The sequence below is a fragment of the Nocardioides albertanoniae genome (assembly GCF_006716315.1).
Classification (GTDB): domain Bacteria; phylum Actinomycetota; class Actinomycetes; order Propionibacteriales; family Nocardioidaceae; genus Nocardioides; species Nocardioides albertanoniae.
Genome location: NZ_VFOV01000001.1, coordinates 1,459,505 through 1,479,952 on the forward strand (window position 1 = coordinate 1,459,505; position 20,448 = coordinate 1,479,952).

The 20,448-nt window shown below is 69.5% G+C and carries 22 protein-coding genes and 1 tRNA gene; 18 read left to right on the plus strand and 5 right to left on the minus strand.

What is annotated here, in order from left to right; all coding sequences use genetic code 11:
- Positions 1-218 precede the first annotated feature (218 nt).
- Both FB381_RS06975 and FB381_RS06980 read left to right on the plus strand, forming a co-directional pair.
- Complete coding sequence (locus tag FB381_RS06975; RefSeq protein ID WP_141779623.1) at positions 219-803, plus strand: carboxymuconolactone decarboxylase family protein; 585 nt, start codon at positions 219-221, stop codon at positions 801-803.
- Entirely contained in the window at positions 800-1,693 is an 894-nt protein-coding gene (locus tag FB381_RS06980; protein ID WP_141779624.1) for an RNA polymerase sigma-70 factor, read from the plus strand. The genes FB381_RS06975 and FB381_RS06980 overlap by 4 nt, the downstream gene beginning before the upstream one ends.
- An 82-nt stretch (positions 1,694-1,775) precedes the next feature.
- Here FB381_RS06980 and FB381_RS06985 read toward each other — a convergent pair whose 3' ends face one another.
- Genes FB381_RS06985 through FB381_RS06995 form a run of 3 tightly spaced genes read right to left on the minus strand, consistent with a single transcriptional unit; the run spans position 1,776 to position 6,000 of the window.
- Complete coding sequence (locus FB381_RS06985; RefSeq protein WP_141779625.1) at positions 1,776-5,198, minus strand: M36 family metallopeptidase; 3,423 nt, start codon at positions 5,196-5,198, stop codon at positions 1,776-1,778.
- 30 nt (positions 5,199-5,228) lie between these two features.
- Positions 5,229-5,795 carry a peptidoglycan recognition protein family protein gene (locus FB381_RS06990; RefSeq protein WP_141779626.1) on the minus strand — a complete coding sequence of 189 codons (567 nt, stop codon included), beginning with the start codon at positions 5,793-5,795 and terminating at the stop codon, positions 5,229-5,231.
- Positions 5,770-6,000 carry a hypothetical protein gene (locus FB381_RS06995; protein ID WP_141779627.1) on the minus strand — a complete coding sequence of 77 codons (231 nt, stop codon included), beginning with the start codon at positions 5,998-6,000 and terminating at the stop codon, positions 5,770-5,772. The genes FB381_RS06990 and FB381_RS06995 overlap by 26 nt, the downstream gene beginning before the upstream one ends.
- Positions 6,001-6,216: 216 nt before the next feature.
- On the opposite strand from FB381_RS06995, the gene FB381_RS07000 reads away from it, so the two are divergent.
- The 6 genes from FB381_RS07000 to FB381_RS07025 all read left to right on the plus strand — a co-directional run bounded on the left by FB381_RS07000 (position 6,217) and on the right by FB381_RS07025 (position 11,550).
- The gene (locus FB381_RS07000) at positions 6,217-6,996 is read left to right on the plus strand and encodes an enoyl-CoA hydratase/isomerase family protein (protein ID WP_141779628.1); all 780 of its coding nucleotides are present in this window, start codon (positions 6,217-6,219) and stop codon (positions 6,994-6,996) included.
- A 4-nt stretch (positions 6,997-7,000) separates the two neighbouring features.
- The gene (locus tag FB381_RS07005) at positions 7,001-7,342 is read left to right on the plus strand and encodes a hypothetical protein (protein ID WP_141779629.1); all 342 of its coding nucleotides are present in this window, start codon (positions 7,001-7,003) and stop codon (positions 7,340-7,342) included.
- A 132-nt stretch (positions 7,343-7,474) separates the two neighbouring features.
- Positions 7,475-8,248 carry an electron transfer flavoprotein subunit beta/FixA family protein gene (locus FB381_RS07010; RefSeq protein ID WP_425465441.1) on the plus strand — a complete coding sequence of 258 codons (774 nt, stop codon included), beginning with the start codon at positions 7,475-7,477 and terminating at the stop codon, positions 8,246-8,248.
- A gap of 21 nt (positions 8,249-8,269) precedes the next feature.
- Positions 8,270-9,223, plus strand: coding sequence for an electron transfer flavoprotein subunit alpha/FixB family protein (locus tag FB381_RS07015; protein ID WP_141779631.1), 954 nt, complete (start codon positions 8,270-8,272; stop codon positions 9,221-9,223).
- Between the two features lie 172 nt (positions 9,224-9,395).
- Positions 9,396-10,640 (plus strand): phospholipase D-like domain-containing protein, encoded by a 1,245-nt coding sequence (locus tag FB381_RS07020; protein ID WP_170225087.1) that lies wholly within the window; start codon positions 9,396-9,398, stop codon positions 10,638-10,640.
- A 25-nt stretch (positions 10,641-10,665) separates the two neighbouring features.
- Positions 10,666-11,550 (plus strand): phosphotransferase family protein, encoded by an 885-nt coding sequence (locus FB381_RS07025; protein ID WP_141779633.1) that lies wholly within the window; start codon positions 10,666-10,668, stop codon positions 11,548-11,550.
- A 36-nt stretch (positions 11,551-11,586) separates the two neighbouring features.
- Here FB381_RS07025 and FB381_RS07030 read toward each other — a convergent pair whose 3' ends face one another.
- Positions 11,587-12,513, minus strand: coding sequence for a helix-turn-helix transcriptional regulator (locus FB381_RS07030; protein ID WP_141779634.1), 927 nt, complete (start codon positions 12,511-12,513; stop codon positions 11,587-11,589).
- 57 nt (positions 12,514-12,570) lie between these two features.
- Here FB381_RS07030 and FB381_RS07035 point away from each other — a divergent pair, with 57 nt between their 5' ends.
- The 10 genes from FB381_RS07035 (at position 12,571) to FB381_RS24070 (ending at position 18,843) form a co-directional block, all read left to right on the plus strand.
- Positions 12,571-14,007 carry an MFS transporter gene (locus FB381_RS07035; protein ID WP_170225088.1) on the plus strand — a complete coding sequence of 479 codons (1,437 nt, stop codon included), beginning with the start codon at positions 12,571-12,573 and terminating at the stop codon, positions 14,005-14,007.
- A 4-nt stretch (positions 14,008-14,011) separates the two neighbouring features.
- Positions 14,012-15,262: a glutamate-5-semialdehyde dehydrogenase gene (locus FB381_RS07040; protein WP_141779636.1), complete on the plus strand. Its 1,251-nt coding sequence runs from the start codon at positions 14,012-14,014 to the stop codon at positions 15,260-15,262.
- 28 nt (positions 15,263-15,290) lie between these two features.
- The gene (locus tag FB381_RS23860; RefSeq protein WP_170225089.1) at positions 15,291-15,452 is read left to right on the plus strand and encodes a hypothetical protein; all 162 of its coding nucleotides are present in this window, start codon (positions 15,291-15,293) and stop codon (positions 15,450-15,452) included.
- Positions 15,453-15,463: 11 nt separating this feature from the next.
- The gene (gene nadD, locus FB381_RS07045) at positions 15,464-16,144 is read left to right on the plus strand and encodes a nicotinate-nucleotide adenylyltransferase (RefSeq protein WP_141779637.1); all 681 of its coding nucleotides are present in this window, start codon (positions 15,464-15,466) and stop codon (positions 16,142-16,144) included.
- Complete coding sequence (gene rsfS / locus FB381_RS07050; protein ID WP_141779638.1) at positions 16,141-16,515, plus strand: ribosome silencing factor; 375 nt, start codon at positions 16,141-16,143, stop codon at positions 16,513-16,515. The genes nadD and rsfS overlap by 4 nt, the downstream gene beginning before the upstream one ends.
- A 5-nt stretch (positions 16,516-16,520) precedes the next feature.
- Positions 16,521-17,156 carry a histidine phosphatase family protein gene (locus FB381_RS07055; protein WP_170225090.1) on the plus strand — a complete coding sequence of 212 codons (636 nt, stop codon included), beginning with the start codon at positions 16,521-16,523 and terminating at the stop codon, positions 17,154-17,156.
- Positions 17,157-17,220: 64 nt separating this feature from the next.
- Positions 17,221-17,293 (plus strand) — tRNA-Ala (locus FB381_RS07060).
- Between the two features lie 179 nt (positions 17,294-17,472).
- On the plus strand, positions 17,473-18,006 hold the full coding sequence (locus FB381_RS07065) for a MarR family winged helix-turn-helix transcriptional regulator (protein WP_141779640.1): 534 nt from the start codon (positions 17,473-17,475) through the stop codon (positions 18,004-18,006).
- Positions 17,999-18,346 (plus strand): hypothetical protein, encoded by a 348-nt coding sequence (locus FB381_RS24065; protein WP_211352343.1) that lies wholly within the window; start codon positions 17,999-18,001, stop codon positions 18,344-18,346. The genes FB381_RS07065 and FB381_RS24065 overlap by 8 nt, the downstream gene beginning before the upstream one ends.
- A gap of 101 nt (positions 18,347-18,447) precedes the next feature.
- The gene (locus FB381_RS24070; RefSeq protein WP_211352344.1) at positions 18,448-18,843 is read left to right on the plus strand and encodes an EamA family transporter; all 396 of its coding nucleotides are present in this window, start codon (positions 18,448-18,450) and stop codon (positions 18,841-18,843) included.
- A gap of 138 nt (positions 18,844-18,981) precedes the next feature.
- Here the strand turns inward: FB381_RS24070 and gdhA are convergent, their stop codons facing one another.
- The gene (gdhA, locus tag FB381_RS07075) at positions 18,982-20,322 is read right to left on the minus strand and encodes an NADP-specific glutamate dehydrogenase (protein WP_211352549.1); all 1,341 of its coding nucleotides are present in this window, start codon (positions 20,320-20,322) and stop codon (positions 18,982-18,984) included.
- Between the last annotated feature and the right edge of the window lie 126 nt (positions 20,323-20,448).

Consider the following 20,448-nt stretch of genomic DNA (forward strand, 5'->3'; position numbering starts at 1 on the left):
GTCGCGTGATTGTTCGATGGTTCACTCGCTGGCGCTCGCTCATGCGACCACCTCCGTAGCGCAAGCGCCAGAGTACGGACGCGGTCGCGTGATTGTTCGATGGTTCACTCGCTGGCGCTCGCTCACGCGACAACCCTAGCGAGCGCTCCTGTCACGCCCAGGCTGCCGCCGGTGTCTGGATGGTGACGAGATGAGCGAACCCGAATCAGGAGGGCACGATGCCCAGCACGTTCAGGATCCCCAAGGCAGATCTGACCGGTCTCTACGGTGCGGTGGTGCGGCGGGTCAGCAAGAAGATGTACGGCGATGTGCCCGACGTCGGCTACGTCTACTTCCACCACAAGCCGCTGCTGCGCGCGGTGATGGGCTTCGAGACCAAGGTCGGGAGGTGGAAGGCGCTCGACCCGACCTACAAGTCGCTGGCCGAGATGGCGGCGGCGAGCACGATCGGGTGCAGCTGGTGCCTCGACTTCGGCTACTACCTCGCCCACAACAACGACCTCGACCTCGACAAGATCCGCCAGGTGCAGGTGTGGCGCACCTCCGACGTCTTCGACGAGACCGAGAGGCAGGTGCTCGAGTACGCCGAGGCTATGTCGTCCACGCCGCTGACCGTCACCGACGAGATGGTCGCGGGGCTGCTGGCCGAGCTGGGCACCGAGGCGATGGTCGAGCTCACCCAGATGATCGCGGTCGAGAACATGCGCTCGCGCTTCAACTCGGCCGCCGGGCTGCAGAGCCAGGGATACTCCGACGTATGCGACCTCCCGCTGGCCCCGGCGCCGGTAAGGTCGCAGGCATGAGCGAGCCGGCGGCCAGCGATGCCGCGACGGAGGCTTTCGTCGCCCACCGCAACCTCCTCTTCACCGTCGCCTACGAGATGCTCGGCTCGGCCGCCGACGCGGAGGACGTGCTGCAGGAGACCTGGTTGCGATGGGTCGACGTGCCCCTCGAGGAGGTGCGTGACCAGCGGGCCTATCTGGTGCGGATCACCACCCGTCTCGCGCTCAACCGGATCCGCACGCTGACCCGGCGCAAGGAGACGTACGTCGGGCCGTGGCTGCCCGAGCCGCTGCTGACCGCGCCCGACGTCGCCGACGACGCCGAGCTCGCCGACTCGCTCTCGACCGCTGTGCTGCTGGTGCTCGAGACGCTCTCGCCGACCGAACGAGCCGTGTTCGTGCTGCGCGAGGTCTTCGCGCTCGGCCACGACGAGATCGCCGAGGCGATCGGCAAGTCGTCCGCCGCAGTGCGCCAGATCGCCCACCGCGCGCGCGACCACGTCGCCGAGCGTCGCCCGCGCGAGGCGGTCTCCTCCGCCGAGGCGCGCCGGGTGCTGGAGCACTTCCGCGACGCCGCCACCGGCGGAGACCTGCAGTCGCTCCTCGACGTGCTCGCCCCCGACGTCGTGCTCCTCTCCGACGGCGGCGGCATCGTCCAGGCTGCCCGCAACCCGATCTACGGCGCCGACAAGGTCGTGCGGTTCCTCACCGGTCTGGTGACCAGGTACGAGACGCCGACCTTCGAGCTGACCACCGTCAACAACGCCCCTGGGCTGCTGGTCTATCTCGGCGACAAGGTCGACGGGGCTGTCACCGTGCGTGTCGACGACGGGCTGGTCACCGGGCTCTACTACGTGCGCAACCCCTCCAAGCTCAGTGGGCTCTCCGGGCAGGTTCACGTCGAACGGTGAGGTTGAGACCGCACGACGAGAGAAGGTCTCGACACCCCGCCTGAGCGAGATGTCGAGACCTTCTCGGATCACCGGCCAGATCTCACTGGCCGAAGACCTGCAGTTCGGCGGCGTGGACGATCGTGCCGCGGTCGGAGCCGGTCTTGCAGTCGGTGGTGGTGGTCGGGTCGGCGTCCTGCTCGCCGGCGTAGCCGTCGTAGCCCGTGCACTGGTTCTCCAGGGCCACGAGGCGCACCGCGGCGGCGGTGGTGTCGGGGACGTCGAAGGTGCGCAGGTTGAGGTTGGGCGCGACCGGCCTCGGACGTTTGCCGGGGAAGGCGTCGTCGGGTGAGGTGTAGAAGCGCTTCCAGGTCGCTCCGGCCGTGTCGCACGCGGAGACGCAGGCCTCGAGCGCGAACTTCCGCAGCGCGGTGAAGCGCGACCCCGAGTCGGCGTCGGTGTCGGTCGCGGGGGAGAGGTAGGCGCTGACGCCTACCGTCTTCACCGTGCGCGAGCCCCCAGCGAGGTCGACGGCGATCGAGGGGGTGGTCTCGTCCACGTTGCCCTCGGTCACGCCACCCCAGTTGGTGCCCTCGGTGCCGTCGATCAGGGCGCCGGGGTTGCGCGAGCCCTCCGTCGAGCCGATCACCTCGGCCCCGTTGGAGGCCGCCGCGAGGTTGCTGGTGGCCGCGAACGAGATCGTCTTGGTGGTCTCTGCCGGAGAGATCGTGACCGTCTTGCGCTGGGCGCCGCCGGTCTTGGAGACATAGACGAACTCGTACGTCCCGGGCACGAAGTGTGCGACCGACCCGAGCGCGGTGGCCGCGCTCGTGTCGGCGATCGGAGTGGCTCGCGCCTCGAACCGACCGACGTAGACCTTTCCGGACCCGGGAGCGTTGAAGGTGACCTTCGTGCTGCGCGACTCCGGGGAGGCGAAGCTCGGCACCGGCTCGTGGTCGTCGGCGGTCGTGGTGGCGTACTGGCCCATGCCGCGCTGGGCGAAGGCGTCGGCGATGACCTGGCGGTTGGCGCCGCCGAAGCGCATCTGGTCGGCGGCGAGGAAGGCGTCGCGGGCGTCCAGCATCGAGGTCGCGCCCTGCTGGAGCAGGAACGAGTCGAAGACCAGCTGGATCCAGCGGCGGTTGCCGGGGCACTTGTCGGCCGCGAGCGGAGAGGCGGTCGTCGTGCCGTCCGAGCAGCGCAGCTGCAGAGCCTTGTCGGCGTAGGGGAAGGCGGCGTCGTACTTGTCGACCAGCGCCTTCCGCACCGACCACATCGTGCCGTTCCAGATCTCGCCGTCGGCGTGCACCTCGGGCCCGGTGGTGTCGAAGCCGTAGTCGGAGAAGTTGAGCGGGTTCTTGTCGATCGCGAAGTCGCGGATCGCGACCTCGGTGTTGCCGGTGGCGTACGCGCCGACGGCCCACGGGCTGCCGCCGTTGTAGATGTCGTGGGCGAACATGTGCTCGGCCGCGGCCAGGTCGCCCCACGACTCACCCATCGCGCCACCCTGCTCGGAGGTGATGCCGTCGTCGGGCCCGCCGATCATCCGGTTCGAGATGGCGTGGGTGTATTCGTGGCCGACGATCCCGAAGTCGAGCGACCCGTCGGTGCACGGTGCGTAGAAGGCGCCGGCGGCGGGCTGGAAGAGATATTGGTTGGTGATGCCCGGCACGCCGTCCATCAGGGTCAGCTGGTTGGCGTTGTTGCGGCCGGTCAGCAGGCCGGTCTGCTCGATGACCTGCGAGTCGATCGCGGCGGCCTGGGCGTTGCCGATCTCGGCGTCGAGCCCTCGTCCGCCGCGGCCGAGGTTGTCGGTCTGCAGGTTGTAGTTCTCCTCGGTGAAGCCGAGGAAGTAGGACCAGTCGTGCATCCGGTTGTGGCTGGTGAACAGGTTGCCCACGACGTAGTTGACGTCGTTGCCGCCCGGCACCAGGTTGGCGGGCGAGCACTGGGAGTTGTTCCACGCGTCGGTGAACTTCCCCGAGTAGTCGCGCACCGGCGAGATCGGCGCCTGCTCCAGCCCGCCCGCGGCCAGCGGCGAGAGCCAGCCCTCGTGGGTGTTGGCGTTGTTGCCGATCGTGGTCAGCGACGGCACCCCGACGGCGGTGTTGAGCAGCGTGTCCCACGGGCCGGCGTTGGCCAGGCTCTTCAGCTCGGGGCCGGTGCACTCCGACTCCTTGGTCCAGCAGGCGACCACGTCGTTGGCCGGGACCGCGTCGCCGCCGGTCGAGTCGGCGTCAGGAGTGCCGGGGAAGTAGGACCAGCGCGGGTTGCTGCCCGGCAGGTCGCCGGTCTCCGCCGCCGTGTCCGAGGAGGCGACGGTCACCGCGTAGCTGCCGGCGACGAGGGAGTCGTCGAAGGGGCAGACCTGGACCGAGTACGTCCCCGCCTCGATCTTCTCGGCCGAGTACGTCGCGGCCTCGGGGCTGGTGAGCAGGTCGCCTTCGACGAGCAGCTCACCGGAGGGGTCGAAGAGCTTCACGGTGAAGTCGTCGACTGGAAGCCCGACCGCGACCGCCGCCAGGGTGCGGGTCTTGTCGTCGGTGACCTCGAAGCTGTGCCTGGGACCGCACGCGCCGAGTGCGGTGCCGGTGAACGGGCCCTCGAGGTCGTTCTCGTGGTTGACGTTGCTCTGGCGCAGGAGCACCTTGCCGGTGACCGCGTCGACCAGCACCGTCTCGCCCAGGAGGGTCGCGGCGGCGGAGTCGACGACCGTCGACTGGAAGACGGGGCGTACGCCCTCGCCGGGGACCGGCAGCGCCCGCAGCCGCACCAGCTGGTCGGTCGCGAGGCCGGGCACGGCCAGCTTGGTCCAGCTGGTCAGCTTCGAGGCGGCGTCCGTCACGATCTTGCCGACCTCGTCGTCGGCCACCGACAGCCCGGCCGAGGCCGCTGCCTTCAGCCAGGCCTGCTTCGGGGAGAGCGTCGGCTTCGCCGGGGTGCCGCTCACCTTCGAGAGCGAGGAGGAGACGTAGGTGATGTCGCCGTCGGCGACGCCCACGGTGACCAGCCCCTCGGTGGCGGCGGCGAGACCGTCGTAGGTCTGCCGGAAGAGCACCGCGTGGCCACCGCCGTCGGCCAGCAGCTGGTCGCTGACCAGCTCGAGGTCGTCGATCTGCGCGGGGCTGAGCCCGAAGACCGCCGCCTTGTCGCGGAGGAAGCCGCGGGCGGCCGTCACCGGGTTCGAGGAGTCGGCCGGGGCCAGCACTCCGTCGGAGGTGATCAGCGAGGTCGGCGTCCCGTGGGCGTTCCAGCGGATGTCGACGGCGTCCAGCGCATCGGCGGCAGACTCCTGCGCCGAGGTGGGCAGCACCCGATCGCGTACGTCGAGGCCGGCATCGGCTTCGTGACCCAGCAGCCCGCCGGAGCGGGCCGCATCGGCCTTGTTGGCAGTGTTGCTTGCAGTGTCATCAGCAGCGGAGAGCGCGGCACCCGAGACCGGCGTCGCCAGCACGAAGGCGCCGAGGGCGATGCTCAGCGCGGCACCGAGGCTCACCCGAGTGCGACTGGAACGTGTTTCGGTCATATGGGCCAAACGTCCCTTTACCCGCCGGGGTTACGCGCCACCGCCCAGCGCTGCGGCGACATCGGCGCGCATCGCGTCCAGGTCGATCGCGTAGGGGTCGATCTTTCCGGTCGTGCTGGTCTCCCGATGGCCGCGTACGTAGGTCGCGTCGGTGCCGAGCTGGGCGATCACCGCCGCGGTGGCTGCGATCGAGGCGTCGTACTGCGCGGGCGACATCTCCTGGTCGACGCCGTTGTAGTCGATCTCCCAACCGACCAGCATGGTGTTGCCGTCGCCTTCGGGGATCGGGCCGCTGCCACCGCAGACGCCGGCGTGGTTGGCCCGGTTGGCCGAGATCACGTGGAAGACGCCGTTGTAGTCGACCAGGGCCTGGCACAACGGACCGGAGAGGTCGGAACGGCCGTTGATGCAGATGTCGAGCGAGGGGTGCGGGTTCTCGGGCGACGTCGTGGGGCCTGCGGTGTGGTGCCACAGCACACCGATCGGCTCGAAGGCGCCACCGCCGGAGGTAGCGCCGCGGTTGAGCCAGTCGCCCTCCTCGACGACCGCGACGCCGGCGGCACGGAGCACGTCAGCCAGCCACGAAATCTGCGCCATGGGTCACCACCCCCATCGCGACGAGGTCGGAGAGGCACTCGGGCTCGGTCTGCTGCGGGCGCTGCTGCGGGCGTCCGGCGGCTTCGCCGGCGGCGGCGTGGGCCACGCTGCCGGTCGAGGCGACGACGGCCGGAGCGGCCATGGCGGCGCCGAGGCCGACGAGGAGACCCCGGCGGCTCGCGGTGTGTGGGGGATGGTCGGGCATCGCGTCTCCTGCTCAGGAACGGTCTTGCTTCTGTGGGGCCTCAAGAGCAACACAGTTACATCGCCGTCGTCCACCGTTCGCAGGGCCGCAGTTGTGCACTGCCCGATCGTGCACCGCCCGATCCTGCAGTGCGGGCGCATCCGCACTGAACCTGGAAAGCACCCGATAGTGTTCGCGGCAACGTAACCGCCCTCACAGATATAGGGGACTTCCACGATGGGTGACTTCGTCAACCTCACCGTCGAGGACGGTGTCGGCACGATCCGTCTCGACCGCCCGAAGATGAACGCGATCAACTTCCAGGTGCAGGCCGAGCTGCTCGAGGTCGCTCATCAGGCCGCGGCCGACGATGCCGTACGCGCCGTCGTCGTCTACGGCGGCGAGCGACTGTTCGCGGCCGGCAACGACGTCAAGGAGATGGCCGACCTCTCCTACGCCGAGATGGCGAAGAGGGTCGCCGGCGTGCAGGCGGCGGTGACGGCGGTCGCGGAGATCCCCAAGCCGGTGGTCGCCGCGGTGACCGGCTACGCGCTGGGCGGCGGCTGCGAGCTGACGCTGGCGGCCGACTTCCGGATCGCGGCCGACGACGCCACGTTCGGTCAGCCGGAGGTGCTGCTCGGCATCATCCCCGGCGCCGGCGGCACGCAGCGTCTCGCCCGGCTGATCGGTCCCTCGAAGGCGAAGGACCTCATCTTCTCCGGCCGTTTCGTCAAGGCCGACGAGGCGCTCGCCCTCGGCCTCGCCGACCGCCTCGTGCCGAGCGCCTCGGTCTACGAGGAAGCGCTCGCCTGGGCCAAGCAGTTCGTCAACGCCGCGCCGTACGCGCTGGCTGCGGCCAAGACCGCGATCGACAAGGGCCTGGGGGTCGACCTGGCCACCGGGCTCGCGATCGAGCAGCAACAGTTCGCGGGTGTGTTCGCGACGCAGGACTCCAAGACCGGGATGCACTCGTTCGTCGAGAACGGCCCCGGCAAAGCCAACTTCGAAGGGAAGTGAACTCGTGTCCGACACCAAGTCCAAGACGTCCTCCGCCGGAGACGCGGTCAAGACCGTCCGGTCCTACGCCTCCAGGGTGATCTGGGTGATCGCGCTGCTCGCCGCGCTCGCGCTGGCGATCGGTGCGCTGATGATCGCGCTCAAGGCCAACCAGGGAAACAGCCTGGTCGACTTCGTGCTCAACCTGGCCGACACGGCCGACCTCGGCCTGTTCTCGCGAGAGAACGGCATCAAGCAGTTCGGTGGCGAGGACGCGGAGATCAAGAACGCGCTCTTCAACTGGGGCCTCGGCGCCCTGGCCTGGCTGATCGTCGGTCGCATCGTCGCGGGCATCGTGCGACCTTGATCGACCGATGTGACATTCTCAACCCGTAGGCACCTGTCGTCCGTATGTGACTGACGGGTAACATCGCTGGCGAACTACGACCAATTCAGGAGGGGCCGGCTAGGCCGCACCATCATGAACATTGTTGTGCTTGTGAAGTACGTGCCGGACGCGACCGCGGACCGGCAGTTCGAGGACGACTTCACCGTCGACCGCGTGAACGTCGACGGGCTGCTCTCCGAGCTGGATGAGTACGCCGTCGAGCAGTCGCTGCAGATCAAGGAGAAGCGCGAGGGTGAGGAGATCACCGTCACCGCGCTGACCGTGGGCCCGCAGGCTGCCGAGGCCGCCGTGCGCAAGGCTCTGCAGATGGGCGCCGACAAGGGCGTCCACGTCGTCGACGACGCGATCGCCGGCTCGGACGCCCTCGCCACCTCGCTGGTGCTCGCGAAGGCCATCGAGAAGGTCGGCCCCGTCGACCTCGTCGTCGGTGGACTCGCCTCGACCGACGCCGGTATGAGCGTCGTCCCGGCGATGCTCGCCGAGCGCCTCGGCCTGCCGCAGGTCACGCTGGCCTCCGTCGTCGAGACCCAGGGCGACCAGATCCGCATCAAGCGTGACGGCGACGTCGCCACCGAGGTCATCGGCGGCACGCTGCCGCTGGTCCTCTCGGTCACCGACCAGTCGGGCGAGGCCCGCTACCCGTCGTTCAAGGGCATCATGGCGGCCAAGAAGAAGCCGCTCGAGTCCTGGTCGCTCGCCGACCTCGGTGTCGAGGCCGGCCAGGTCGGCGCCGGCGCCGCGTACACGACGGTCGAGGAGACCGCCGCGCGTCCGCCGCGTACCGCCGGTGAGATCGTCACCGACGAGGACGGCTCGGGCGCCAAGGCGCTCGCCGAGTTCCTCGCGTCCAAGAAGTTCATCTGAGGCCGAGAAGGGATATAGACAATGGCTGAAGTTCTCGTTCTCATCGACCACGTGGATGGTCAGGTCAAGAAGCCGACCTACGAGCTGCTGACCCTCGCCGCCAAGCTCGGCGAGCCGTCGGCGGTCTTCATCGGCGGCGCCGACGCTGCCGCTGGTGCTGCCGACGCCGTGAAGGCCTACGGCGCGGAGAAGGTCTACGCGATCGACGACGCCCAGATCAAGGGCTACCTGGTGGCCCCGAAGGCCGAGGCGCTGGCCCAGCTGGCCGGCACCGCCTCCCCGGCAGCGATCCTGCTGCCCTCCTCCGCGGAGAACAAGGAGGTCGCGGCTCGCCTGGCGATCAAGCTCGACTCCGGTCTGATCACCGACGCCGTCGACATCGACGACTCCGGTGTGGCGACCCAGTCGGTCTTCGCCGGAAACTTCACGGTCAAGGGCAAGGTCTCCAAGGGCACCCCGATCATCACGGTCAAGCCCAACTCGGCCGCCCCGGTCGAGAAGGCCGGCGCCGCCGCGGTCACCCCCTTCGAGGTGACCATCTCGGATGCTGCCAAGACCGCTCAGATCGTGGCCTCCCAGCCGCGTCAGGCCTCGGGTCGCCCCGAGCTCACCGAGGCCGCGATCGTGGTCTCCGGTGGCCGTGGCACCGGCGGCGACTTCTCCGCCGTCGAGGGTCTCGCCGACGCGCTCGGTGCCGCGGTCGGCGCCTCGCGTGCCGCCGTCGACTCCGGCTGGATGCCGCACACCTTCCAGGTCGGCCAGACCGGCAAGACCGTCAGCCCGCAGCTCTACGTGGCCAACGGCATCTCCGGTGCGATCCAGCACCGCGCCGGTATGCAGACCTCGAAGACCATCGTGGCTGTCAACAAGGACGAGGAGGCACCGATCTTCGAGCTCGTTGACTTCGGTGTGGTGGGCGACCTGCACGCCGTCCTCCCGGCCGTGACCGACGCCGTGAAGGCCGCCAAGGGCTGATTCTTGCCCCGATAGCAACAAAAAAGCCGCCTCCGAGCACTGCTCGGAGGCGGCTTTTGTCGTGCTCGACCGCGACTTGTCCGAATTGTCGTTGCCGCAGATACATCGCTGGGTATAGTCCGAGCCCATGTGGGGCATGCCTATGCGGTCGTTGACGACCAGAAACATTTCGATGGCTTCGGCTGCGGCTGCCTGTGTGGCGGCGCTGGTCGTAGCGATGATGTCCGTGGTGTCGACACCAGCATCTGCTGCTTCGTGGGCGCCACCCGCGGGCCCGTCGTTCAACAATCCGACCGGCAACTGGGGCCAGCGCAACTTCGTGGCCAGCCGCATCAACAACAGCATCCGGCACGCGCCTCGTGGTTCCTACATCAGGTTCGTGACCTACAACCTGGATCGCAGCGACACCGTCGACCTGCTGATCGCCGCGCACAAGCGCGGTGTGCACGTGCAGATCCTCGTCAACCGGAAGATGTGGAGCAGCGGTGAGAAGAAGCTGGCCAAGCGGCTGAGCACCAAGCGCCACCGTCCGAGCTTCATCTACGGCTGCGGCGGCGCCTGCCGCGGCGGCACCAAGGGCAACCTCCACATCAAGATCCACTCGTTCACCCAGGTCGGGTCCAAGCGCAACGTGCTGATCAGCAGCTCGGGCAACCTCGGTGGCGGCGCGGCCGGCGCGCAGTGGAACGACGCCCAGACGATCTACGCCAACTCCAGCCTGTGGAAGACCTGGATGCGGATGTTCAGCGAGCTGAGGGCCGACCGGAAGGCCTCGCCCCGCTACGTCTCGTGGACCGGTGGCGGCACCTCCGTCGGGTTCCAGCGCAAGCGTCCGGGAGCGACGAGCGAGGAGATCTACGCCCGCGGCAGCGGCGACCGCGTCATCGACAGGCTGCGCCGGGTCGGTTGCCGGGCGCCCAAGGGCTACGGCACGAGGGGCAAGACCCTGCTGCGGGTCCACATGTATGCGTGGTACAGCAAGCGCGGGGAGCGGATCGCGAGCGAGCTCGTGCGGCTCAAGAAGCGCGGCTGCGTGGTGCGGGTGATCGGCTCGGTCACCAGCGACGCGGTCTACCGCAAGCTGAGGCGGGTCGGCATCCCGGCGCGCGACGCCGCCTGGGACTGGGGTCGGAAGAAGTCGACCGGCGGCGACAAGATCGTCTTCGGGTCGCGCTGCTACTCCCACTACAAGTGGATGAGCGTCAACGGCGCCTTCGCCGGCAAGGGCACCTTCAGCGTCTGGACCGGCTCGGAGAACTGGTCGCCCCCGTCGTTCAGCAACGACGAGGTCACCTTCAGGTTCAACTCGAGGCGCTACTACGACGCCTACACCGCCCGGTTCAACAAGATGTGGGACAGCCCCCGGGCGACCCACAAGATCTACTCCAAGCCCAAGAAGCGCCCCTGCGCCAGCTGAGCGAGCCCGCCGCTAGGCTCGCCGGATGAGCTTCGGTGAACTCGGCGGCGGACTCCAGCCGCTCGACGGCGGCTGGTCGGGAGAGACGTTCCTGGCCGACGCCGGTGGCGACCGGTCGGTGGTGCGGGTCTTCGCGAATCCACGTCACCATCCGCAGGCGGCGGAGATCCAGGAGGCCCTGCACCGTCTGGTGCGGGGCCTCGTGGCGGTGCCGGCCGTCTTGGAGGTACGCCGCGCCGACCCGGCAGCGGGCATGCCGGCGCTGCTGGTGACGGAGTTCGTGGAGGGAGCCCGAGCCGATCAGGTGCTCTCGACCCTCGACGAGACCTCGCTCGCCGACCTCGGCCGCCGGCTCGGTCAGATCGCGGGCACGCTGGCGGGGATGCCGTTCCTGACCGCCGGCACCTTCGTCGACGGCGACCTGCGGGTGGACCCGTTCGCGTTGGACCTGCCCGAATGGGTCGAGTCGCACGCCGAGCGTCTCGACTGGTCGACGGCGGACCTCGACGCGTTGCGCGACGTCGCCGCGAGCGCTCAGGACCTGCTCTACACGGTCACCCGGGTGAGCCTCGTGCACAGCGACCTCAACCCCAAGAACATCGTCGTCGACCCGCACTCGCTCCAGGTGCGGGCGGTGCTCGACTGGGAGTTCACCCACGCCGGCTCACCCTTCACCGACCTCGGCAACCTGCTCCGGTTCGACCGGGACGCGGCGTACGTCGCCGGCGTGCTGGAGGGCTACGTCGCCCAGCGCGGCGGGAGCGCCCGGGCCGCGCTCGACCTGGCTCGCGCAGCGGACCTGTTCGCCCTGGTCGAGCTCGCGGCGCGGCGTACGGCCAATCCGGTCGCCGCGCGGGCGCACGACCTCCTGCACACCATCGCCCGCCGCGAGGACATCCACGCAGACTAGGGCAGGTCGGCCCAGGTCGGCCCAGGCCAGCCCAGGTCAGGACAGGGTGGCGGTGACGCTGGGGCGCGTGGTGACCGGCGGCTGGTCGGCGACGAAGTCGCTCAGGGGGCCGAGCACTCCGGTGTCGGTGCCGCTCACCGGTCGCAGCACGCTGAGGTGGAGCGTAGCCGCGGTGTCGAGCCAGAGCCGGGTGAACTCGAACGAGACCTTGCCGAAGCGCGGGAGGTCGAAGTCGGTGGTGCTCGAGCCGTCGCTGGCGATCTCGCCGCGCTGCCAGAGCTCGGCGAAGTGTGGTGACTCCGACTGCATCCGCTCCACGAAACGGGTCCACGACGGGTCGTCGAGGTGGGCGGCCATCCCGGCCCGGAGCCGCGCGACCATCCGCGCGGTCACGGCCGGGTAGTCGCGATACGCCTTCGCCCAGTCGGGGTCGAGGAACGCCCGCACCAGACAGTTGCGGTTCTCGACCGGCCCGTCGTCGAGGTCGGTGATCATGAACCGGTAGGCAGCGTTGCTGGCCAGGATGTCGTAGCGCGCGTTCTGCACGCACGCCGGAAACGGCATCACCTGGGAGAGCAGCGCCAGGTGACCGGGGGTGACCACGGCGCAGCCGCTGGTGGCGCCCGCCGGGGCGGGGGAGTGGCCGGTGACCAGACGCCACAGATGGTTGCGCTCGTCGTGGTCGAGCTGCAGGGCGCCGGCGATCGCGTCGAGCACCTCGGGCGAGGGGTTGATGTCGCGGCCCTGCTCCAGCCAGGTGTACCAGGTCACGCCCACCTGGGCGAGCATCGCGACCTCCTCCCGCCGCAGCCCCGGCGTACGTCTGCGGCCGCCGCCGGGCAGTCCGACCCGCTGCGGCGTCAGCCGCTCGCGGCGGCTGCGCAGGAACGCGCCGATCTCCGTGCGGGCCGGCGAGGTCCCGGCACGGGTCGTCGACGCCGGTGGAGTTGTCGCAGTCACCATGAGTACCAGGATAAACACGCTCTGGATACCTGGATAGATCCGGTCGAGAGTGGTGTCGTGACCACAACTACGCTCCCTGCCAGCCCGACCCGGCAGCTGGACGCCATCGGTGCCGTCGCCCTGCTCGGCGGCGGTGCCATCGCGAACTACATCGTGGGCTGCGCCGCGGTGGCGCTGCCGAGTCTCGTGGCCGAGACCGGCATCGCGAGCGATGTCGCCGGGCTCGCGTTGTCGATCTTCTCCGTCGGGTTCGCCGCAGTGCTCGTGCTCGGCGGACGCCTGGGCGACAGGTTCGGCCGGCGCCGGCTCTTCGGGATCGGTCTCGCGGCGCTGGCGGTGACCTCTGTCGGGGTGGCCCTCGCGCCGACGTTCTGGATCCTGCTCGTCGCACGGATCCTGCAGGGCATCGCTGCCGGCCTGATGCTGCCGCAGGTGCTCTCGACGGTCCAGGCGACCACCTCCGGCCAGGAGCGCGTACGCCTCTCCGCCTGGTATGTGGTCACCGTGGCCCTGGGGGCGACCGCCGGGCAGCTCGTCGGCGGATCGCTCGCCGGAGCCGCGCCGTCGGGGTGGCGGCTCGCCTTCGGGTCGACGACGGTGCTGGCGGTGGCCGTCCTGGCGATGCTCGGCCGGGTCCCGGAGACCCGTGGTGGCGGGCGTGCCCGCCTCGACCCCGTCGGCGCGGTGGGGTTCGCGGTCGTGGTCGTCGCCGTGCTCGTGCCGGTCTCGTTGAGCCGCTCGCTGGGCTGGTCGTGGTGGTCGACCGCGGCGATCGTCGTCGCGGTGCTGGCGGCGGTGGCGTTCTGGCGCTGGGAAGGCCGGCTGCCGGTCGGCCAGGCGCTGGCGCCGCCGGTGCTGCTGAGGCAGCGGGTGCTGTTGATGGGGCTGGTGCTGACCGCTCTCTTCTTCACCGGCTACGGCGGCTTCGTGGCGGTCTTCGGCCTGATGACGCAGAGCGGGCTCGGCCTGAGCCCGATGGTCTCGGCGCTGTGCTTCGTGCCGTTCGCCACGGGCTTCATCGTGGCCTCGGCCGCCGGGCCGCGCTACAACCGCGGCCGTCGTCCGGCAGTCGTGATGGTCACCGGCGGGGTTGCTCAGGCGCTCTCCCTGCTGGGGCTCGCCTGCCTGATGGTGACGCAGTGGCCATCCCCCGACCAGTGGGTGCTGCAGCCGCTGCTGATCGTCCTGGGAGTCGCCCAAGGGGTGATGTACTCGCCGCTGATCGGGATGGTGATGGGCGCGGTCCCGCCGGAGACCGCGGGCCTCGCCAGCGGGTTGATCGGCACCGCCCAACAGCTCTTCACGGCGGTCGGTGTGGCCGTGCTCGGTCTCGTGTACGCCGGCCTGGCAGGTGTCTCCGGCGGAGTCGCGTTCGCCGGCTGCGTGGTCCTCCAGGCCGCCCTGGCGTTGGTCTTCGTCGCGCTCGCACGAGGCGTGAGACCCGTACGGCAGGTGAAACCCGGGGGAGATCCTGAGGTGGACTCACTATCCTGAGGCTATGAGTGCCGGAGCAGTGATCCAGGACGTCGCGACGAAGGCGCGGGAGGCGAGCTATCAGCTCGCGGTCGCGCCGCGCAGCGTGAAGGACAAGGCGCTGCACGCGATGGCAGACGCGCTGATCGACCGCTCCGCCGAGGTGCTCGCGGCCAACGCCGACGACGTCGCCCGCGCCGAAGGTGCCGGCAGCCCGGCCAACATCATCGACCGGCTCACCCTGACCCCCGAGCGCCTCGACGCGATCGCCGCTGCCCTCCGCGAGCTGGCCGCCCTGCCCGACCCCGTCGGAGACGTCGTACGCGGCGGCACCCTGGCCAACGGCCTCGAGCTGCGTCAGGTGCGGGTGCCCTTCGGTGTCGTCGGGATGATCTACGAGGCGCGGCCCAACGTGACCGTCGACGCGGCCGGTATCTGCCTGAAGTCGGGCAACGCGGCGCTGCTGCGCGGCTCGTCCAACATCGCCGCCAGCAACGTGGCGATCGTCGGTGTGCTGCGCGACGCGGTCGTCTCGGCCGGTCTCCCCGCCGATGTCATCCAGGTCGTGCCCGGTGAGGGCCATGACTCGGTCAAGGCGCTGATGCGGGCCCGCGGCCTGGTCGACGTGCTCATCCCGCGTGGCGGGGCCGGCCTGATCCGCAGCGTCGTCGAGGAGTCGACGGTGCCCGTCATCGAGACGGGGGTGGGCAACGTACACGTCTATGTCGACAAGGCCGCCGACTTGGCGAGGGCCGTCTCGATCGTGGTCAACTCCAAGACGCATCGCACCAGCGTGTGCAACTCCGCCGAGTCGCTGCTCGTGCACGCCGACATCGCCCAGGAGTTCCTGCCGATGGTGGTCCCGGCGCTGCAGGAGCAGGGTGTGGAGATCCACGGAGACAGTGCGTTCCAGGCCTTCGACCGTGTCCAGCCGGCCACCGACGAGGACTATGCGGCGGAGTTCCTGGCGCTGAAGATCAGCGCCGCCGTCGTACCTTCTCTCGACGCCGCCATCAGCCACATCCGTCGCTGGTCGAGCGGTCACACCGAGGCGATCCTGACCGAAGACCTCGGCGCCGCCCGGCGATTCACCGCGGCCGTCGACTCCGCGGCGGTGATGGTCAACGCCTCGACGCGGTTCACCGACGGCGGCGAGTTCGGCTTCGGCGCGGAGATCGGCATCTCGACCCAGAAGCTGCACGCCAGGGGCCCGATGGGGCTGCCGGAGATGACCTCGACGAAGTATGTCGTCACTGGGGACGGGCACGTGCGCTAGCCCGGCGCGGGCAAGGTAATCTGTCGCCATGGCGAACTCTGTAGTGTCGAGCATCATCACCTCCGCTGAGCACGGGGCCGAGCACGGGACCTCGGGCATCGAGTGGGTCATCGGTGGCGTCGCTCTGGCGATCCTCGTCTTCGCGGTCCTGGTCCTGGTCTGGTTCGCCGGTGGCCGTGAGCACTCCTGAGCTCTGACCAGATGGGCAGCGGGGGAGTGCCTGAGCCGGGGCTGGAGGGCCTGAACGGGCGGCGCCGTATCGGCGTGATGGGCGGCACGTTCGACCCGATCCACCACGGTCACCTGGTGGCCGCCTCCGAGGTGCAGTCGTTCTTCGACCTCGACGAGGTCGTCTTCGTGCCGACGGGCGACCCGTGGCAGAAGGCCGACCGCGACGTCTCCCCGGCCGAGCACCGCTATCTGATGACGGTCATCGCGACCGCCGCCAACCCGCGGTTCACGGTGAGTCGGGTCGACATCGACCGGGCCGGCCGCACCTACACGATCGACACGCTGCGCGACCTCGCGAAGGCTCTGCCCGACGCCGAGCTCTACTTCATCACCGGAGCCGACGCGCTGGCCGAGATCTTCACCTGGCGCGACACCGACGAGCTCTTCGAGCTGGCGCAATTTGTGGGTTGCACCCGTCCGGGATACACCATGGACCCCGAGGTGATCGCCAAGATCCCCGCCGACCGCATCACGATGCTCGAGATCCCCGCGCTGGCGATCTCGTCCTCCGACTGCCGCGAGCGGCGGCATCGTGGTGAGCCGGTCTGGTATCTCGTCCCCGACGGCGTGGTGCAGTACATCGGCAAGCATGACCTCTACCGACCCAAGACCGGTCAGAACGAGACCGGTCACATCAAGGACACACTATGACCGCGACCGACCACGCTCTCGAGCTCACCATCACCGCCGCCCGGGCGGCCTCGGAGAAGAAGGCCGCCCACATCATCGCCTTCGACGTCAGCGACCAGCTGGCGATCACCGACACGTTCGTGCTCGCCTCCGCGCCCAACGAGCGCCAGGTGCAGTCGATCGTCGACGAGGTCGAGCTCAAGCTGCGTGGCCTCGACGCCAAGCCGCTGCGCCGCGAGGGCCACAAGGAGGGTCGCTGGGTGCTGCTCGACTACGGCGAGATCGTCGTGCACGTGCAGCACGAGGAGGAGCGCCAGTTCTACGCCCTCGAGCGGCTCTGGCGTGACTGCCCGGTCGTCTCGCTGCCGGCCGACATCGTCTCCGAGAGCTGACCTCTGTGGTCGACTCCGCCCAGGCCCGCCGCATCCTCCTGCTCCGCCATGGTGTCACCGGGTGGAACGCCGACGGCCGCTATCAGGGCCAGACCGACATCGAGCTCGCCGAGACCGGTCACCAGCAGGCCAAGGCCGCCGCTCACGCGCTCGGGACGACCTACGCCGTCACCCGCATCGTCTCCTCCGACCTGATGCGCACCCAGCAGACCGCGGCGTACGTCGCCGAGGAGACGGGCCGCGAGGTCGCCCTCGACCCGCGTCTGCGCGAGGTCTGCGCGGGCGAGGCCGAAGGGCTGAACCGCGCCCAGATCCTCGATCGCTTCGGTGAGATGCCGGCCAGTTGGGAGCCGTACGGCGGGGAGTCCTGGCCCACGGTGGCGGCTCGTTTCAGTGCCGCGGTCAACGATGTCGCGCAGTCCGTCGCACCCGGCGAGACCGTCGTGGTCGTCGCCCACGGCGGCGCCATCCGGCAGGGCGTGGCCGCTTTTCTCGGCTGGGACGCGTCCGTGGTCGCGACCCTCGCCCCGCTGCCGAACTGCTCCTGGATCGAGCTTCTCGCCAGCGACACCGCCCACGGCCTCATCCCGTCGGCGCCCTGGCGGCTGGCCACGTACGCAACAGGGGCCCCGATTTCGTGATCGAAGAACCTCTCCGCTAATGTTCTTCTCGTTGCCCGGGAGTGATCATCCGGGACAACGCCACGGGGGTGTGGCGCAGCTGGTAGCGCATCTGCATGGCATGCAGAGGGTCAGGGGTTCGAGTCCCCTCACCTCCACCGAAGTAGCAGGTCAGGGCCGCGTTCCAAGTCTGGAACACGGCCCTGGTTCATTTGAGGCCGTGATGCCCGACGCGGGTCGGTGTCGGCGGTCTTGATGACCCCCGCCGCCCAAGAGATGGCGTGCCGTTCCGTTCCGGAAGGTTGATGCGTACGCAGGGCCGAGGTATGCATGAGTCATGCATAGGTCGCGTACGGCGAACCTCCTCGGTGCTGCCGCCCAAGGTCTCTTCGACCACATGCGTGCGGGCATCTCGGGCGCGGCGCCTCTCAGCGACAGCGCAGCAGCGGCGTTGGTCCTGCTCTCCCAGCGCGGTGGGATCGGGGCCAGCGAGCTCGGCAGGCGGCTCGGGATCACCCAGTCGGCCGCGGTGCGGATGATCGAGGGGCTGGAACGAGACGCTCTTCTCCGTCGTGGTCCGCGGGCAGGCAGGAGCGTTGCCGTCGAGCTCACCGACCGAGGTCGCCGGATGGCCCAGGACCTCCTGGAGATCCGTGACCGCTCTCTGGAGCCGGTGGTGAGCTCGCTGACGACGGAGGAGCAGGAGCAGCTGGAGGCGCTCCTGGTGAAACTGTTGCCCTGGCTGCACCATCAGCCCGGGGACGCCGACCGTCTGTGCCGGCTCTGCGACCGGGCGGCCTGCGTAACAGGTGGTGCGATCTGCCCGGTCGGGCAAGCGGAGCGAGACTCGCGGACGGAGCCGCGTGGGTGAGCTCCTCGCACTGAGCGCGGCGGTCTTCTTCGGGCTCACCCACTTCGCCAACGGCCTGCTCGCCCGGCGGGCGGAGGCGATGGCGATCGCGCTGATCGCTCAGGTCGGAGGCAGCGTCTTCATCCTGATGTGCCTTCCGCTGTTCCCGGAAGCACGGCTCGACGCCGCGTCGATCCTGTGGGGTGCGGTCTCGGGCATCGGCACCGGGGTCGGGGTGGCCTTTCTCTATCGAGCCATGAGCGTGGGCGAGTTCAGCGTGGTCGTGCCGGTCAGCGACATCGCGGCCGTGGCGCTGCCGGTGCTGGCCGCGGTGGTTCTCTTCGGGGCCGTCCGGAGCTGATCGCCTGGGGCGGCATCGCGATCGCGCTGCCCGCTCTCTGGTTGGTCTCCCGGGCTGCGACGGGAACGGCCGCCGCGAGTCCTGGTTTCGCGACAGGAACGGTGAGCGCCTTGGTCGCCGGAGTGGGGTTCGCGCTGCAGTTTGTCGCGCTGCCGCTGGCCGAGGAGAGCGCGGGCATGTGGCCCATCGTGGCCAGCCGAGTGGCCTCTGTGGCCGTGATCGGGCTGCTGGTCGTCGGCAACCTGCCGGCGCTGAAGGTGCCACCGAAGATCGTCGTGGCAGCCGTCGGCGCCGGGGTGCTGGGCACCTTGGCACTGGTCCTCTACAGCCTCGCGACGCAGCAGCAGCTGGTCTCGCTCGCGGTCGTGCTGACCGCGCTCTACCCGGCGATCCCCGTGATCCTCGGCATGATCTTCCTCGAGGAGCGGCTCAGCACCCTCCAGGTCGTCGGCCTGATCCTCGCCGGCGCCGCGATCACGCTCATCACGCTCGGGTAGGCGTGTGCGCAGCTCGAGGGGCCTGGATCGTCGGGAACATCGTCCGTACGCTGTGCTGCACCGCCGCGCTCGTGGCGCTCGCCCGCGCGCTGGTGCTCCACGGCCGGCGTACGCGGTGACGCCGGCCGTGGTCGGTGACTAGATGACGCCGAGGGCCAGCATCGCGTCGGCGACCTGGATGAAGCCGGCGACGTTGGCGCCGGTCACGTAGTTGCCCGGGGCGCCGTACTCGTCGGCGGTGGCGACGCAGCGGTCGTGGATGTCGACCATGATGTGACGCAGACGGTCCTCGGTGTAGTCGAAGCTCCACGAGTCGCGCGACGCGTTCTGCTGCATCTCCAGCGCGCTGGTCGCGACGCCGCCCGCGTTGGCGGCCTTGCCCGGGGCGAAGGAGACGCCCGCCTCGGTGAAGACCTTGACCGCCTCGGGGGTGCAGGGCATGTTGGCGCCCTCGGCGACGACGATGCAGCCGTTGCGCACCAGCGAGACGGCGTCGTCGCCGTCGAGCTCGTTCTGGGTCGCGCAGGGGAGCGCGATGTCGCACGGTACGTCCCACACCGAGCCGTCGGTGACGAGCCGCGCCGAGCCGCCACGCTCCTCGACATAGTCGGCGATGCGGCCCCGGCGCACCTCCTTGATGTCCTTGAGCAGGTCGAGGTCGATCCCCTTCTCGTCGACGACGTAGCCGCTCGAGTCGGAGCAGGCGATGACCGTCGCGCCGAGCGTCGTGGCCTTCTCGGCGGCGTAGATCGCGACGTTGCCGGATCCGGAGACCACGACCGTCTTGCCGTCGAAGGAGCTGTTGCGCGTCTTGAGCATCTCGTTGGCGAAGTAGGCGGTGCCGTAGCCGGTCGCCTCGGTGCGCGCCAGCGAGCCGCCCCAGCCGACGCCCTTGCCGGTCAGGACGCCCGACTCGTAGCGGTTGGTGATCCGCTTGTACTGGCCGAACAGGTAGCCGATCTCGCGGCCGCCGACACCGATGTCACCTGCGGGCACGTCGGTGTATTCACCGATGTGGCGGTAGAGCTCGGTCATGAACGACTGGCAGAAACGCATGACCTCGGCGTCGCTGCGGCCCTTGGGGTCGAAGTCGGACCCGCCCTTGCCGCCACCGATCGGCATGCCGGTGAGCGCGTTCTTGAAGATCTGCTCGAAGCCCAGGAACTTCACGATGCCTAGATAGACCGACGGGTGGAAGCGGAGCCCGCCCTTGTAGGGACCGAGCGCGGAGTTGAACTCGACACGGAACCCGCGGTTGAGATGCACCTGCCCGGCGTCGTCGACCCACGGCACCCGGAAGATGATCTGTCGCTCGGGCTCGCACACGCGTCGGATGATCGCCGCATCGGCGTACTCCGGGTGGCGGCCGACCACGGTGTCGAGGCTGTCGAGCAGCTCGCGCGTCGCCTGGTGGAACTCGGTCTCGCCAGGGTTGCGGGTCAGGATCTCGTCGTAGATCGGCTGCAGGGTGCTGTTCAGGGAAGTCATATTTCGGGCTCCTTTGTGTCTCCTGCGCGCTGCCCCGACGACGTTGGCGGGCCCAGAACGCCAACCGCCAGGCTCTCATGAGCGCCCGCTCACTCCGGGACCTGGGGCACAGGATGA